This window comes from Tritonibacter multivorans (assembly GCF_001458415.1).
In the GTDB taxonomy this organism is placed as follows: domain Bacteria; phylum Pseudomonadota; class Alphaproteobacteria; order Rhodobacterales; family Rhodobacteraceae; genus Epibacterium; species Epibacterium multivorans.
This window is the reverse complement of record NZ_CYSD01000007.1, coordinates 1-14,448: the sequence shown is the minus strand read 5'-3', so window position 1 is coordinate 14,448 and position 14,448 is coordinate 1. Positions and strand designations below refer to the sequence as shown.

Annotated in this window: 11 protein-coding genes, 1 tRNA gene and 1 pseudogene; 9 read left to right on the top strand and 4 right to left on the bottom strand. The window is 57.1% G+C overall.

Annotated features, from left to right (window positions below; genetic code table 11):
- Positions 1 to 511: ATP-binding cassette domain-containing protein (locus TRM7557_RS01130; RefSeq protein ID WP_131727508.1), on the bottom strand; the 511-nt coding region annotated here is incomplete at its 3' end.
- A gap of 148 nt (positions 512 to 659) precedes the next feature.
- Here TRM7557_RS01130 and TRM7557_RS01125 point away from each other — a divergent pair.
- Both TRM7557_RS01125 and ndk read left to right on the top strand, forming a co-directional pair.
- Positions 660 to 1,865, top strand: a complete 1,206-nt coding sequence (locus tag TRM7557_RS01125; RefSeq protein WP_058288383.1) for a multidrug effflux MFS transporter — start codon at positions 660 to 662, stop codon at positions 1,863 to 1,865.
- Between the two features lie 135 nt (positions 1,866 to 2,000).
- Positions 2,001 to 2,423 carry a nucleoside-diphosphate kinase gene (gene ndk, locus TRM7557_RS01120; RefSeq protein WP_058288382.1) on the top strand — a complete coding sequence of 141 codons (423 nt, stop codon included), beginning with the start codon at positions 2,001 to 2,003 and terminating at the stop codon, positions 2,421 to 2,423.
- Between the two features lie 98 nt (positions 2,424 to 2,521).
- Here ndk and TRM7557_RS01115 read toward each other — a convergent pair.
- Positions 2,522 to 2,848: pseudogene (locus TRM7557_RS01115) on the bottom strand (TfoX/Sxy family protein); the annotation flags it as partial.
- Positions 2,849 to 3,164: 316 nt separating this feature from the next.
- Between TRM7557_RS01115 and TRM7557_RS01110 the strand changes: the two are divergent.
- Positions 3,165 to 4,445, top strand: a complete 1,281-nt coding sequence (locus TRM7557_RS01110; protein WP_074941922.1) for a glycosyltransferase family protein — start codon at positions 3,165 to 3,167, stop codon at positions 4,443 to 4,445.
- A 446-nt stretch (positions 4,446 to 4,891) separates the two neighbouring features.
- On the opposite strand, the gene TRM7557_RS01105 is transcribed toward TRM7557_RS01110, so the two are convergent.
- A complete protein-coding gene (locus TRM7557_RS01105) occupies positions 4,892 to 5,506 on the bottom strand; it encodes a response regulator (protein ID WP_058288380.1) in 615 nt (204 codons plus the stop codon).
- A gap of 312 nt (positions 5,507 to 5,818) precedes the next feature.
- Between TRM7557_RS01105 and TRM7557_RS01100 the strand changes: the two genes are divergently transcribed.
- Both TRM7557_RS01100 and TRM7557_RS01095 read left to right on the top strand, forming a co-directional pair.
- Positions 5,819 to 6,289 (top strand): putative pterin-binding protein, encoded by a 471-nt coding sequence (locus TRM7557_RS01100; RefSeq protein WP_235811369.1) that lies wholly within the window; start codon positions 5,819 to 5,821, stop codon positions 6,287 to 6,289.
- 34 nt (positions 6,290 to 6,323) lie between these two features.
- On the top strand, positions 6,324 to 8,825 hold the full coding sequence (locus TRM7557_RS01095; RefSeq protein WP_110620092.1) for an ATP-binding protein: 2,502 nt from the start codon (positions 6,324 to 6,326) through the stop codon (positions 8,823 to 8,825).
- Positions 8,826 to 9,111: 286 nt separating this feature from the next.
- Here the strand turns inward: TRM7557_RS01095 and TRM7557_RS01090 are convergent, their stop codons facing one another.
- Complete coding sequence (locus tag TRM7557_RS01090; protein ID WP_058288379.1) at positions 9,112 to 10,953, bottom strand: methyl-accepting chemotaxis protein; 1,842 nt, start codon at positions 10,951 to 10,953, stop codon at positions 9,112 to 9,114.
- A 237-nt stretch (positions 10,954 to 11,190) separates the two neighbouring features.
- Here TRM7557_RS01090 and TRM7557_RS01085 point away from each other — a divergent pair.
- The 4 genes from TRM7557_RS01085 to TRM7557_RS01070 form a co-directional block, all read left to right on the top strand.
- Positions 11,191 to 11,265: transfer RNA gene (locus TRM7557_RS01085), tRNA-Asn, on the top strand.
- A gap of 104 nt (positions 11,266 to 11,369) precedes the next feature.
- The gene (locus tag TRM7557_RS01080; RefSeq protein WP_328586528.1) at positions 11,370 to 13,403 is read left to right on the top strand and encodes a DUF6538 domain-containing protein; all 2,034 of its coding nucleotides are present in this window, start codon (positions 11,370 to 11,372) and stop codon (positions 13,401 to 13,403) included.
- A gap of 367 nt (positions 13,404 to 13,770) precedes the next feature.
- Positions 13,771 to 14,253, top strand: a complete 483-nt coding sequence (locus TRM7557_RS01075; RefSeq protein ID WP_058288377.1) for a hypothetical protein — start codon at positions 13,771 to 13,773, stop codon at positions 14,251 to 14,253.
- A gap of 16 nt (positions 14,254 to 14,269) precedes the next feature.
- On the top strand, positions 14,270 to 14,448 hold a 179-nt coding region (locus tag TRM7557_RS01070; RefSeq protein WP_165592393.1), incomplete at its 3' end, for a transposase.

The window sequence follows — 14,448 nt, the reverse complement described above, 5'->3', positions numbered from 1 at the left end:
CAAAAAGAAGCAGATGGGGTGGGGCAAACAGCACGCCCGCCAGTGCCACACGCATGCGCCAGCCGCCGGAATAGGCAGAGCAGGGGCGGGAATGTTCTTCGTCGTCAAACCCCAGACCCTTCAGGATCGAGGCGGCGCGGGCTTCCGCCGACCAGGCGTCGATATCGGACAGGCGCGTCTGGATTTCGGCAATCCGAGCGGCATCACTGGCGGTCTCGGCCTCGGCCATCAGGTTTGCGCGTTCTGTGTCTGCCGCCAGAACTGTGTCGAGGATTGTGACCTCGGACGACGGCACTTCCTGCGCGACACCGCCGATGCGGGCCTGATTGGGCAGTTCAATGCTGCCACTCTCCAGCACCAATTCGCCACGGATCAGGCGGAAGAGGGTGGATTTTCCGGTGCCATTGCGCCCCACAATGCCGACCTTATGGCCGGCGGGGATGGTGGCAGAGGCATGGTCGATCAGCGGGCGGCCTTCGACGGAATACGAGATATCTTTGATCCTGAGCATGGCCCTTCTGTTTCGCAAAGTACCGCGTTGGTCAATGGTGAAAGACACCGCACCAGCGGGCAGAACGATGTATGGGAACAATCCGCTGCTGGACAGTCTGAAGGGGCGTGCTAACACTGGCCCGATACTCTCTAACGGGTGAAAGCCAATGTTCAAACCCGCCACTCAGCCACCTATGCTTGCCTCGCTGATCCTCGCCACGGGGATCGCTGTGCTGTCGATCAATATGTTCCTGCCGTCGCTTGCCCATATCGCCGAGGATTTTGGCGTGGATTATGGGCTAGCGAATCTGTCGGTTGCGGGGTTTCTGGCGGTGTCTGCGGTGATGCAGCTGCTTTTGGGTCCGCTGTCGGACCGCTTTGGACGGCGGCCAGTGATGCTGTGGTCTTTTGCGGTCTACGCGCTGGCGTCATTGGGCTGTGCTTTGGCGCAGGACATCTGGGTCTTTCTGGCGTTTCGCGTGATCCAGAGCGTGGTTGTCGCGGGCCAGGTGGTGTCGCGCGCCATGGTGCGGGATATGTACGACACCAAAGAGGCGGCCTCAAAGCTCGGTTATGTGCAGATGGTCATGGCACTAGCGCCGATCCTGGGCCCTAGCCTGGGCGGTGTTCTGGACATGCTGTTTGGCTGGCGGGCTGGGTTTTGGCTCTATACGCTTTTGGGGGCAGGGCTGTTGTGGCTGTTCTGGTGTGATCTGGGCGAAACCAACAAACAGCCTTCGACCACAATGGGCGCGCAGCTGCGCAGCTATCCAGAGCTGTTTCGGGCGCGGCGGTTCTGGGGTTACAGCTTCTGCCTCGCCTTTGGGATTGGCGGCTTTTACGCCTATATCACCGGCGTGCCGCTGGTGGCGACGGCGTGGTTCGATCTCAACCCGGCGATGACTGGGCTGGGTATTGGGATTATCACAGTGGGGTTCATGGGGGGCAACTTCATCACCGGCCTGTGTGCCGAACGTCTGTCCCTGATCCGGTTGATTATCATTGGTCGGGTGATTTCGCTGGTGGGGCCCTCTATTGGGTTTGCGCTCTTTGCACTGGATGTGGTGCATGTGGCGGTGTTCTTTGGCGCGGCGGTTTGCGTGGGCTTTGGCAATGGGCTGACGGTGGCCAATGCCTCGACCGGGGTGATGTCGGTGCGGCCACATCTGGCGGGCAGTGCTTCGGGGCTGTCAGGCGCGCTGGTCGTGGCGCTGGGCGCCGTGCTGACAACACTGACCGGTGCAGTGGTCAGCCCGGACAACGCGCCTTTCGCGGTTCTGGGCATTATTATCGTATCAAGCGCGCTGGGGCTTTTGTCTGCTCTCTATGTGGCATGGGTCGATGCCCACGATCCCCTGCCCAGCGTTCAATAGCCGCAGAAGCGCGGGCACGCTTAATCAGGGGCTTCCCATGACGCGGCTGCCATGTTACGCGGCGCCAGAACGCCGCTTTGCGCCCTGTGCCGGGGCGGCTGACCCGAATTCAAAAATTCCATAGGAGATGTCCCAATGGCACTGCAACGCACCTTCTCGATCATCAAGCCCGACGCAACCCGCCGCAACCTGACTGGCAAAATCAACGCCAAGTTCGAAGAAGCAGGCCTGCGCATCGTTGCGCAAAAGCGCATCCACATGACCAAAGCGCAAGCTGGCAAGTTCTACGAAGTGCACGCAGAGCGCCCCTTCTACGACGAACTGTGCGAATTCATGGCGTCCGAGCCGGTGATCGTTCAGGTTCTGGAAGGTGAAGACGCGATCGCGAAAAACCGCGAAGTCATGGGCGCAACCAACCCCGCAGACGCAGCCGCGGGCACCATCCGCGCCGAGTTCGCAGAATCCGTTGGCGAAAACTCCGTTCACGGTTCCGACGCACCGGAAACCGCTGCGGTTGAAATCGCATACTTCTTCTCCGGCATCGAGCTGGTGGGCTAATCGCCTGTTGCCGACTTCGGCAAAGATTTCAGAAACGCCGTCTCAGAGGATTGAGGCGGCGTTTTTCTTTTTGGGGGGTGTGTCGAAGGATCAGCCGGGCGGCGTTCAATCACACCGATCTGGTCGAGGATGGTTTCCAGCTTGCCCAGCCCCTTGTCGTGGTTCTGCGCTTTCAGCGCATCAAAGCGTTTGCGCAGCGCTTTCTTTTCTTCGCCTTTGCAGTCGTTCCAAGGCCGCCCCTGAAGCGCCATCACCAGCACATAGTAGCCAATGAAATGCGGCTTCGACCCGGTCTGTAGCAGGCGGGCATAGGCCGCATCCGCGCCCAGCGTGCGCAGGGCTTCGGCGCTGTGAATGCCCGCGCGGGCGCAGGCCTCTTCATAGGCGGGGCCCAGATTGCGAATGGTCGAAATCGGTGTGCTCATGGGCGCAGTATAGAACTGTCGCCAGTCGGAGTCACTGGGTGTTCCCTCAATGTTCTGTGCGCATTTCAGAATCAGCGCCAGAAATCTGACCTAAGGCCCGTGGTTCGGCGGTTTCATAATGATTTGAGGCCAAGGAATACGTCGCAAACCCCGCTTGGACCCGCGCAGCGGAACAGTTTCCATAGCCCAAAAGGTTAGGTGCCGCGCGTTTGTGTTGGACCAGCCGACTCCCGGATAGGGGGCAAGAGTTGCGATTTTAAGTAAAACTGTATGCAACGGTCCACAAAGGCCAAGAACGATGATCTGGGGTTCAACCATGCTGCATACTGTTATTCTCGCTGGCGCCGATGCTTCTGTCGGCCAATCTCGGGCGGAACTGCCGATGTTCCTGGAGCAGGCAACCGGCACCAAGAGCCGATTTCGGTCCCTGTTGCAGGCGGTATCCGGCGATGTGTTTTCTGCGCCGACCGTTGTGACATCGGTTGCGATCTCCAGTGCAGTTTCGGCGCAGATGAAACAGGAGGGGCGCCGGGGGGCGCTGCTGCTGGAGCCCGGCGCTCACAATCCGGCGGCTGCGATGCTGGCGGCGCTGATGCGACTGCGCAAAACCCCCGAAGCGCTGGTTCTGTTCCTGCCTGCCACAACAAATTTCAAAACCCCCGAGGTACTGGACGAAGCCCTGTGCCATGCGATCCCGGCTGCCCAGCGCGGCGAACTCGTAGTGCTGAGCGCGCGCACAGCAGCCTCGGGGCAGGCCACGGCCAGCCTCGAGATCAGCCAAACGCCGCGTCTGAACACCCCGGCATCGGTGAACCGCGTGGCCTCTGCCGGGCAGTCTTTCCTTGATGGTTTTTTTCAGCGCGGCCATGTGGTGTGGTCCACAGGTGTGGTGCTGGCGCGGGTTGACGCGCTGCTGGCGGCTTACAAACGCTACGCCAGCCGAATGTTCATGGCGGTCAAGTCCGCGGTGCAGTCCGCCTGCAACGTGATGGATGGGATCCTGCTGGCGGAACGCACCTATGGTCGCTTGAAACCCGTCGTTTTTGAGGCGGCGATTGCGGCAAAAACATCCCAGCTGGTGACCATTCCAACGGGTGCGCCCCTGTCAGAGGTCAGCGCCTGGGACGAGGATCTGGCAGAAGAACAGTCCAGTCGTCCTGAATTGTCGCAAACCTCTGACCCCAAACCGCAGCGGGCGGCACAGGTTCTGACGATGTTTGACGGTCTTGATCGTTCCGCAGCGCCGCAAAACAATGGCGCGATCGCCAGCAAGTCAGACACCCAAGACTGGGGCGCGCGAGAGCTTCTTGCGCAAAACGGCCAGTTTACCCTTCAACGTCTAAGCGTTGCGCCCGGTGCACGCGTGGAACTGGACGGCGCGCGACAGGAAAGCGAGCAATGGATCGTGCTTGAGGGGTCTGCCCTTGTTGATATCGGCGGCCAGATGAAGCTTTTGATGGAAAATCAAAGCACCCGTATTCCGGCAGGCTGTCAGCGCGCCGTTGAAAACCCTGGTCACTCTGTCCTGCAGTTGATCCAATTGCGGTTGGTCCGTCCAGCCTCGACATCTGCACCCGAAACAATCGGAGCCGCTTAACGTCCCCCAACCCCTTTTCCCGAGCGGTCCGATATCTGGGCGCCCTGTTGGTCACTCCGCAGGGCGCCATTTTTTGTCTGCGATTGGGGGCTGACCCGAATGGGCTGAGTGTGCGGCCAGGGAGCAGATGGTGCGCCGGGATGGGGTTCCGTGACGATGCGGCCCCTTTGAAACTGCTGCGGCGGTATATATGGGCGACAGATAAGGTGTGGTCGCTTTGATGCGCGTGAATTTACGTATTATCAGTGTTTTAAGATCCGTTTGTGATGTGCAGGTCAGCACCGGCAATGCCAGATCACTGTGGGTATTCCTGTGCTAAGGCTCACGTTCCGCGCCAGACAGGATCCGAGATCATTCAAGCAGAAACCCGTGTCGCAACTCTTGTTCAGACAATAAAAAAGGCCCCATCTGGGACCTCTCTTCGTTGGGGGGCTTGTGAGCTGAGTTCAGAAGATCCCAGCTTCCTTTGCCACAATGGCAGCCTGGGTACGGTTCTTTGCATCCAGCTTACGGCAAAGGGTGCGAACATGCAGTTTGATCGTGACCTCCTGCAGGTTCAGTTCGCGTGCGATTTCTTTGTTGGCCAGGCCGCGGCACAGACCATTGAGTACCTCGACTTCACGCGGGCTCAACTGGGCAATCAGCGGATGAGTGGGGGCTTCGGCCTCTTGACGCATCAGTTCAACGGGAACGTAAACCTCACCCGCGCTCATGAAACGTACGGCATTCAGCAGCGATTGGGCGCCCATGGTTTTGGGAATGAAACCAATCGCGCCGCTGTCCAGCGCTTCCTGTGCGGTGCGCGTCGGGGCGCTGCCGGACAGAACCGCAACGCCTTTGCCGCCGTTCGCTTCGAGCGCTTTTTTCAAACCCTCAAGACCATTCATGCCTGGCATGTTGTAATCCAACAGAACAAGGTCGTAGGGGCCACCAGATTCGATTTCTTGCATCGCCAATGGCAAGTCTGTGGTTGCCGTCACCTCTGCGCCACCTTCTGATGTCAGATAGGCAGAGATCGTTTCGCGGACCATGTCATGGTCGTCTGCTAGTAGAATACGCATAAAGCCGTTCAACCCGTAAGTTACCCCTTTTGCCGAGCTTACAGGTGGAAGTGTTGCCAATCTATCAACTTTTTCACCTTCAATCCGCGAAAATTGAGTCATCTTTCTCACCTCAGCTCTTTGGGAACATACAAGGTCAGGATAGTTGAATTTTTTGCGATGGACTCGCGCGGATCGGGCTAGGCGCCTGTGCGGACGTTTACCCGACGTATACGAAAGTACAGCAGCCTATGCGCAGGTGTACATGCTTTTGGCCGCCACTCATGGCACATTTGAGCACAGAACACCCTTATCGAGTTCGTTCGGAGATTGATGATGAGACAGCTGCTGACCCTTCTGGGCTTTGTAAGTGCACTTTTGATGCCGAGTTTGGCTGCGGCGGGCGGTATTATTCTGAGCGTGCGCGCCGGGGATGAAGTGCATGAGTATACGATCGCTGAACTGCGGGCGCTGGGCGAAGTGGAGGTGGCGACATCGACCATCTGGACGGAAGGCGAGCAGGCGTTTGTCGGTGTGCCGCTAAAGACCCTGATGAACGGGTTGGGCGTTGAAACCGGTATTGTTACGGCCTCTGCGGTCAATGACTATGCGGTTGAAATTCCGCTGACAGATACGGACGGGCGCGCGCCCATCATCGCGTATGAACGCAACGGTCAAACGATGTCGTTGCGCGACAAGGGACCATTGTGGGTGATCTACCCGTATGATGCGGATCCCGCCTACCGCACCGAAGAAACCTATTCCCGAAGTATCTGGCAGCTGAACCGGCTTTCAGTACAATGACAAGATAGGCGACACATAGAAGGGGTAGGGCAGCGTGGCAGTACGCGGGGTTCCCGAGTTACATCGCTGGCTGATTTATGCGGCTGGGATCGTCATGATTTGCTTGACGGCCCAGTCTATTCGTTTGGGTCATGAGGTCCGGTTAAGCCTTCAGGATCTCGCTACGGCGGAAACGGACAACCTGCAATGGACCCTGTCCCAGATCGAAGTGGATCACCTCAAATATCTGAATTCGGCCCAGACAACCGTGTCCGAACTGGACCTGAGCGCGCTGCGGCGCAATTTTGATATCTACTACAGTCGTATTGTGACAGTGAGCGAAAGCAATCTCTATGCGGCCATCCGCAGGGGCCAGACAATAGAACGCCTGTCCCGTCTTAATGCCGGTCTACAGGCCCAGGCCGCGCTGATTGACGGCCCAAATACAGAGCTGCTGGCGCAGCGGGGCAGGCTGGTCGAATTGATCCAAGCCGACCGCCAGGACATTCGCGAAATGGCGCTAAGCGGTGTTGTTCTGCAGGCCGAATTTGCGGGCGAAAAACGCAACCACCTTTATAAACTGTTTGCCGACCTTGCGGTGGTTCTGATTGCGCTGGTCTGCGCTTTGCTCACCACGGCGCTTGTTCTGATGCGCCTTTACCGGCGCGGGCAGCAGCTGGCTGCGCGCATTGCGCAGGACGCGGCGCGGATGGAAACCATGGTGGGAGCGTCGCTGGATGCGGTTGTTATGGCCGACCGAGAGGGGCGCATTATTGCGATGAGCGAATCCGGTGAAACCCTCTTTGGCGTTCTGCGCGGCGATGCGCTTGGCCGATCAATCGAAGCCCTGGTGCCCGATATTGCGACGCTAAAAAGCGATCGTGCAGGCTCGTGGTTGTCACGCCTTGATCTTGAGGAACGTGGCGAGGAGGGGCGTTTTCTGCTGACAGCACAGCGGGGCGACATGCGTTTCCCGGCAGAGCTTTCCCTGTCCATCAGTCATTCTGGGGCCAATCCGGTTCTGGTCAGTTACATTCGCGATATTTCGACCCGCCTTCGGGCGGAGGAAGACCTGCGTCAAGCGCGCGATGACGCTTTGGCCGGCGAGCGCGCAAAGGCCCGATTGCTGACGGTGATGAGCCACGAAATGCGGACGCCGCTGAATGGTATTCTGGGCTCGCTCGATATGTTGGAGCGGCAAGGGCTGCCTGCGCATCAGTTGCGCTATCTCGAGGCCATGCGGGTCTCTGGTGACCTTCTGCTTCATCATGTGAATGACGTATTGGAGCTGTCCCGGCTTGAAGCCGGTGCGGAACCCGAAGCACCACAGGTTTTTGATCTTGCAGAGCTTGTCCAAGGTTTGGTCGACAGCCAGCAGGCCAACGCGGCCAAGAACAAAAACGAGTTGAGCGCGTTTTGCAGCCTCGGGCCTGACCTTGGCGTGCGCGGGGCGCATCGATCTTTGCAACAGGTTCTGTTGAACCTCATTGGTAATGCGTTGAAATTCACCGAAAACGGGGCTGTGTCCGTCGATGTGGTGCGCCATGCTGGCGACACCGTTGAATTCAGCATTGCCGATACCGGCAAGGGGATCGCTGCAGAGGATCTGACGCGTATCTTTGATGAATTTGCCATGGTGGACCCCAGTTACCGGCGCGAGGCCGAAGGAACCGGCCTGGGCCTGGCCATCACCCGGCGGTTGGTAGCCAACATGGGGGGAGAGATCCGGTGTGACAGCGAATTGGGTGAGGGCAGCATATTTTCGTTTTCAATCCCCTTGCCTGCGTGTGCGATCTCTCAGGTCACCCAGCCTCAGGTCGAGGTCTCATCAACCCGTCCCCAACATGTTTTGGTGATTGAAGACAATGAGATAAACCGCTTTCTTCTCGAAGAAATGCTTGCGGGGCTTGGTCATGAGGTGAGCTCTGCTTCGGGGGGCGCGGAGGGGTTGCAGATGATCGAGGACGGTCTTTATGACCTGATCATCAGCGATATTTCCATGCCCGAAGTGGATGGGATGGATGTTATTCGCCGGGCGAGGGCAGAACATCTGGCCGATGAAACGGATATCGTTGCCCTGACGGCGCATGCGGCGGCGGAAGACCACGCGCGTATTCTTGCGGCAGGTTTTGCCGAGGTGCTGACAAAACCCGTGGGGCGGGATGATCTTGCCAGCCTTATAGCCCGCTGGTGTGGTGCAGCCGCTGACGCGCCGGTCACCACACCGCCCGATCAGGCAAACCTGGGCGGGACCTCTGACATTGATCAGTTTGTGACAGCGGTTGGGGTCGCCAAAGCGCGCGATTATTTGGGGGAGTTCCAATTGGAAGTGGTCCAACTTACCCACGCATTGGAAGACGCCCCGAATTTGACCGAAGATCTTCGCCAAGAGGCGCATCGTCTGGCGGGATCTGCTGCGGTTCTTGGTCTGGCCCAACTCCGGCAGTGCCTGCTGGACATTGAAACAGCAGAGGCAGATTTCGGTTCAGAAGGCGCGCAGTTGATGGCGGTTTGGCAAGAGGCTGAAGGGTTGATTGCACCGTTTGTCGCGGCCTAGTCGGCGCTAAGAACATCGCGAGTCTCGCTTGAGGTCAGGGTGGCCATCCCCTTGATGCCATATGAAGCGGTCTTCACGCCAAATAGCGGTGAGACTGCGGTTCCTTTTGTGGCTTAACAGAACAACCGTCTTCGCGCGTGTTCTGCCTGACACGCTCTCGTACCTAGAGTGCTGCGCTTACACTCATCAGACCCGCATAAACTTCCAGCGATAAGATATAGAAACAAAAGGAAACCCCCGCAGATTTCTCTGCGGGGGCACTCCGTATCTTCAAGGGCGGGCTGGCTTAGAAGTCTTGCCAGATCTTGCCGCTGTCACCATTGGCAACCATCGGCGCAGGTGTCGCCTCAGGTTCTGCCCAGTCATCGGCCTGTTCCCAACCGTCGCCATGTGCAGAGGGTGTCACTTCTGCGGGTGCAGATGCCGACGCGGGGTCGGGGAAGGCGGTTGCGGTGCTGCGACCATCGCCAAGGTTGAAGTAGGTGACCATCTTCACAAGGTTCTGGGCGTTGGCTTTCAGCATGTGGCTGGCGGCCGTCGCCTCTTCGACCATTGCAGCGTTCTGCTGGGTCACTTGGTCCAGTTCGACCATACCGTTGTTGATGTCTCCAAGGCCCGTGGACTGTTCCTTCGCGCCCTGCGCGATTTCGGAAATCAGACCAGAGATCTGGGTGACCTCTTCGACAATCTGGTGCAGGGCTTCACCGGTGCGACCCACCAGATCCACACCACGTTCCACCTGTTTGGAGCTGTCGCCGATCAGCGTTTTGATCTCCATCGCTGCGTCCGAGGAGCGCTGCGCCAGAGCGCGAACTTCGCTTGCAACAACCGCGAAACCACGGCCTGCTTCACCGGCACGCGCCGCCTCAACACCGGCGTTCAGTGCCAAGAGGTTGGTTTGGAACGCAATGTCGTCGATGACACCAATGATCTGCGAAATGTGAGTCGACGACTGTTCGATCTCGGTCATGGCCGAGACGGCGTTGTTGACAATTTCGCCGCTGTTGACGGCCTGTGCCTTGGCGTCGTCCATGGTTTGGGCGACGCTGCTTGCGCCATCGGCAGCCTGACGCACGGAAGAGGTCAGCTCGTCCAGTGCGGCGGCGGTCTCTTCCAGTGTGGCGGCCTGACTTTCGGTACGACGGGCCAGATCATCCGACGCCGAGCTGATCTCGGTCGAGCCGTTCTGGATGCTGTCCGAGGCTTCGATAACGGCCGAAAGAGTTTCGAACAGCCGGTCGATTAGCGTGTTAAAGTCACTGCGCAGTTTTTCATATTCCGCAGGGAATTCAGCTTCGATCCGTGCGGTCAGATCCCCGCCCGAGAGTTTGCCCAGAGCATCGGAGAAGTCCGCAACGACTTGTTTTTGAACAACTTCCGCTGCGCGCTTTTCGTCTTCCATGCGCTGCGTTTCCGCAGTTGCATCCCGGAAGGCGACCAGAGCCTGACCCAGGGCGCCAATTTCATCCTTACGGTTGGCTTCGGGGATTTCCAGTTCGGTATTGCCCTTTTGCAGTGCGTCAATGTGTTTGACGACAGCGTTCATCGGACGCGCAACCGCACCGGAGATCATGAAGAGGGTCAGGGTGAAGGCGGCAAAGAAACCGACCCCCAGAATGGCGGCCATAATGTGGGCCGAGTTGATCTCATCGGCGACAATAGATGTGTCCAGCGCCCAAATCAGGTCACCGGCGGATTCGCCTTCGAACTCTAGCGGGGTGCGATAGAAGATACGGTCGCCCATATCCTTCTTCATAGCGCCGGTTTCCAGCATCTCTGCTGCGATGGTATTCCATTCCTCGGAAATTTCGCCATCGCGCGAGGTCTCGGCCAGTGTATCGCCGGCGCTGACGACTTTCGCAAAGATAAAGGGTTTCTGTTCCGCCAGTTTGGCGAGTGTTGTGACCGCAAGTTCCCCGTCGTAGTTCCACGCCGCCGTGGCGAGGGGGACCGAGACGAAGGAATTCGTCACCTCCACTTTCGATTCAAAGCCGGAATACAGTGCATCCGACAGTTTCTGGGCCCAGAAGGCAGAGATGGTCACCATCATCAACAAAAGCCCCGCAAGACCGGGGATGAGTATCTTTTGTTTGACGGGCCGGTTCGCAAACCAATTGGTGGCTGGCATTTACAATACTCCCATGCATTTCACCCCCTTGTAGAATCGGATGCTAAGCATTCCGTTAAGGCATCCATACTTACGAAAGTTAGCGTGAAAATTTTGAACGAGATGCTCTGACCTTGGGCGCAAGACGGGCAGCGCAGGGCGAACGAAGACCGGTGAAGGGTGTGGATAAGTTTTTTTCCAAAAAGTGTTTTTTTCGCTGGACGGCCGTCAAAGCTATTACTATACACGCCCCCACATTCCGGCGTAGCTCAGCGGTAGAGCAGTTGACTGTTAATCAATTGGTCGTAGGTTCGATCCCTACCGCCGGAGCCAACTTCCTCCTAAGGAGTTGGAAATAAACGACAAAGCGCTCCACCTTGGGGCGCTTTTGTCGTTCTGGGCACATTCTCTGTCACATCCGATTACACAAACCCCATGTGGGAGTCGGAGCATTGAGAAGACCAAGACCATGCCTGCATCTGGAACGCAGACCATCGTCGTTTTACTGGCGGCGGCGTGTCCCAGAGTTTTTTTCAAAAAACGCCTCAAACCGGTTTTTCGTATTTTCCTTGAAGACCGATGTGGTTCGTGAGGCCGAGGTGCTGGCCCGCCGTTTGACGTGGCTCAGCTCCCTCGCCTTCGACTATTCGAGAGGCGTTGCGAACATGGAAACAGGTTTGATGGAGCGGGTTTTGACCGAGCTGGTGCGATTTGAGATCGCAGCATCGGATTATGCACGCACCATTGCACCTGAACGCACCCGTGAAGAAGCGCAACAGGCCTTGCAACGCGAACACGCGCTGCAAGCGACCTTGCGAGACGCCCTGCTTTTGCGCAACAGAGACGCGGCAAAAGAGCCTGTCCGCGCTGCGGCGGCGCGTCTGGGCGTGCAGGTTTCGGAAGATAACAGTGATTGGGTGGCTCTGGCCTATGAGGCGACCCGCGTTTTGCTGGATCTTAGCGTGGAGCGTTCACAGCGCGATCAGGGTGTTTTCTCTGCACCCAGCCGTTTCTTTGAAGCGGCGATGAAGGCTGACGCTGCGCCCTCAATGCCTGCCTATCGTGCAGAACCTTCGGCCATTGCGGTTCATGCAGCCCCCGTTGCTCATATGGTTGCAGAGCCTGCGACCGCAACCACTTCTGCGCCTGTCAGCGCGCCACTGAACGCGTCTGAACCGATCCAACCTTCGCCCCCGAAGGCAACGAAAAAGGCGTCAATCAAGCTGTCGGAAGCATTTGCAAGATATGGCGAGACCCGTTTGGAGGGCAAGCTGGGCAAAGAGGTCGATGAAGTCGCTGTTCCCGCAAAGGGTGAATCGTATGAGCGCAACTCATTTGCTAACCTTCGATCAACGGCAAGGTTACTTGTGGATGTGATCGGCGACAAAGACGTTTCCGAACTGAAAAAATCCGATTTCACTGACGCGTTCTCTGTTATCCAAAGAGCACCTACGAACCATGGGAAATCACCTACGGAAACGCGTTCAACACGCGAGATCATTGCCGCGATTGATTTGGAAGAACAGAAAAACAAGGCGCGTGTTCATGCACAGCTGAAGAAGGCTGGTGCAAGTCAAGGCAATATCGAAGCCGCTGAACATCAGGAAAGTATCGCGCGTCTGCGCGTAAACACCGTTTACCGCCATATGCAGGATACGCAGCGCGTGCTGCGCTATATGATTGCCCATGGCTATCTGACGGAAAACTTCATGAAGGGGGTGATCTGGTCCAAGCAAGAGCTGCAACGTCTTGAAATCCTGCAAGAAGACAATAGCCGCAAGATCTGGGGGGATGAACTGCCGAAGCTGTTCCGAACTCCGGTTTTCCAAGGGGCGATTACCGACATCGGCGATCCGATGTTCTGGTCCCCGCTCATTTCTTCGCATCAAGGGATGCGAGAGGAAGAGGCGCTACAGCTTCGGGCAGACGATGTTGCTTCTGAGAACGGGATAGATTTCTTTGATATTAAGGTAGGTGCCCCATGGCAGCGCCTTAAGTCGAAGGCCGCAACTCGTCGCATTCCAATTCATCCCAACCTGATTGCGCTTGGTTTCCTTGATTTCGTTGCGATGCGGCGGCGCGAAGGAGAGGATCGACTGTTCCCCCATCTGACGCGCGGCAAGACACGGAAAACGCTGTCCGAAAACTTTACCAAAGACTTTACCCGCTATCGCAAAGCGCACGGAGTTTACGACGAGCGCATCGACTTCCACAGCTTCCGCACGCAGTTCAATGTCGAACAGATCAAGGCCCGCACTGACAGTGAATTGCGCCATATTCTCATGGGGCATGAGATGGAGACAGTGAACCTCAAACACTATGGCGGTGACGGCCATGATCTGGCGTATTTGCAAGAGATTGTGCAGCGCGTGGATATCGACGTTTCGATGATCCAAAGCCCCTTTGTCGATAGCAAGAAGGCGAAAGTGTCAGACTTGCAGGCAACGCGAAAACGCTTGCGTGTGGTGTGATCTGCGCATCTTCCTTTGCACAGGAAATTAGAGCGGTAGCCACTTGGAAACAGGTGTTGAGTTTGGGCAGACGGGGCAACCTGTTTGCCCTCTAACACATCTAAACCAATGTCATTTCCCGATTTCTGGATTTCTATGTTTCGACATTTCTGCGTGTAGATTTCTTCGCGCAATCAGTCGCTTAACGGACCAAAATTGTCACGCATGCAGTCTTTTCATGGAAGCCGGCGACTTACGACATCACTTTTGCAGGTGTTTTCGCAGGGACGGCGGCCACATCTACATATGCGCAGAAAATCTTCATCTGAATCTTTTTGCTCTAAAGGCCACGTTCCCATGTTCCGCCTACCAAGAAAGGAACATGAAAATGCACTACACTCACACCAAATTTCGCATCTCTGCCTATGTGGCGGAGCTCATCAAAATGGCCGGGTTTTCAGCCGCCACAGCGAAGCTTTTCCTCGCGTTGATCTTCCTGCAAGATCAAACCGAAGAAGGCTGGCCCATGTTCGAGGGCGACGAAGGATCACAGGACCACTTTGTCTTGGTCGCTGAACTTCGCGCGTTGGGGTTCCCGTCCAAAACCGGATCAAGCCGCTTTCTTCGTAAACCCGTTGCCGAGCTGGTCGCCATCCCCGGGATCTTCGACCATCTCGAAATTGCGCCGAATGGTCGTTACCTGACTTGGCGGTTTTCTGAGAACTTCTTTGACGTAATGGCAGACATGGATGTCTATGGGCTGATCGACGCAAGTGAGATCGCTCTGTGTCATGGCAAGTTTGGCGGTGCGTTGCTTGCACAGAGAGATGGTCGCGGGATTTCGGACCAAGTGTTAAGCTGTAGCGCCTGAGGAAGAACGCACAGAAATGACCAAACGAAAACGCTATTCGACAGAGTTCAAGGCGAAGGTTGCTTTGGAGGCCATCCGCGAGGAGCTCACGACGGCCGAGCTGGCCAAGAAGTATGACATCCACCCCACTATGATCAGCGGCTGGAAACGGACCGCGATTGAGAACATGGCACAGGTCTTCAGTGGCCCGGCGAC

Coding starts and splice junctions, on each gene's coding strand:
- TRM7557_RS01125 (WP_058288383.1), top strand. CDS start 660: ATGTTCAAACCCGCCACTCAGCCACCTATGCTTGCCTCGCTGATCCTC.
- ndk (WP_058288382.1), top strand. CDS start 2,001: ATGGCACTGCAACGCACCTTCTCGATCATCAAGCCCGACGCAACCCGC.
- TRM7557_RS01110 (WP_074941922.1), top strand. CDS start 3,165: ATGCTGCATACTGTTATTCTCGCTGGCGCCGATGCTTCTGTCGGCCAA.
- TRM7557_RS01105 (WP_058288380.1), bottom strand. CDS start 5,506: ATGCGTATTCTACTAGCAGACGACCATGACATGGTCCGCGAAACGATC.
- TRM7557_RS01100 (WP_235811369.1), top strand. CDS start 5,819: ATGATGAGACAGCTGCTGACCCTTCTGGGCTTTGTAAGTGCACTTTTG.
- TRM7557_RS01090 (WP_058288379.1), bottom strand. CDS start 10,953: ATGCCAGCCACCAATTGGTTTGCGAACCGGCCCGTCAAACAAAAGATA.
- TRM7557_RS01075 (WP_058288377.1), top strand. CDS start 13,771: ATGCACTACACTCACACCAAATTTCGCATCTCTGCCTATGTGGCGGAG.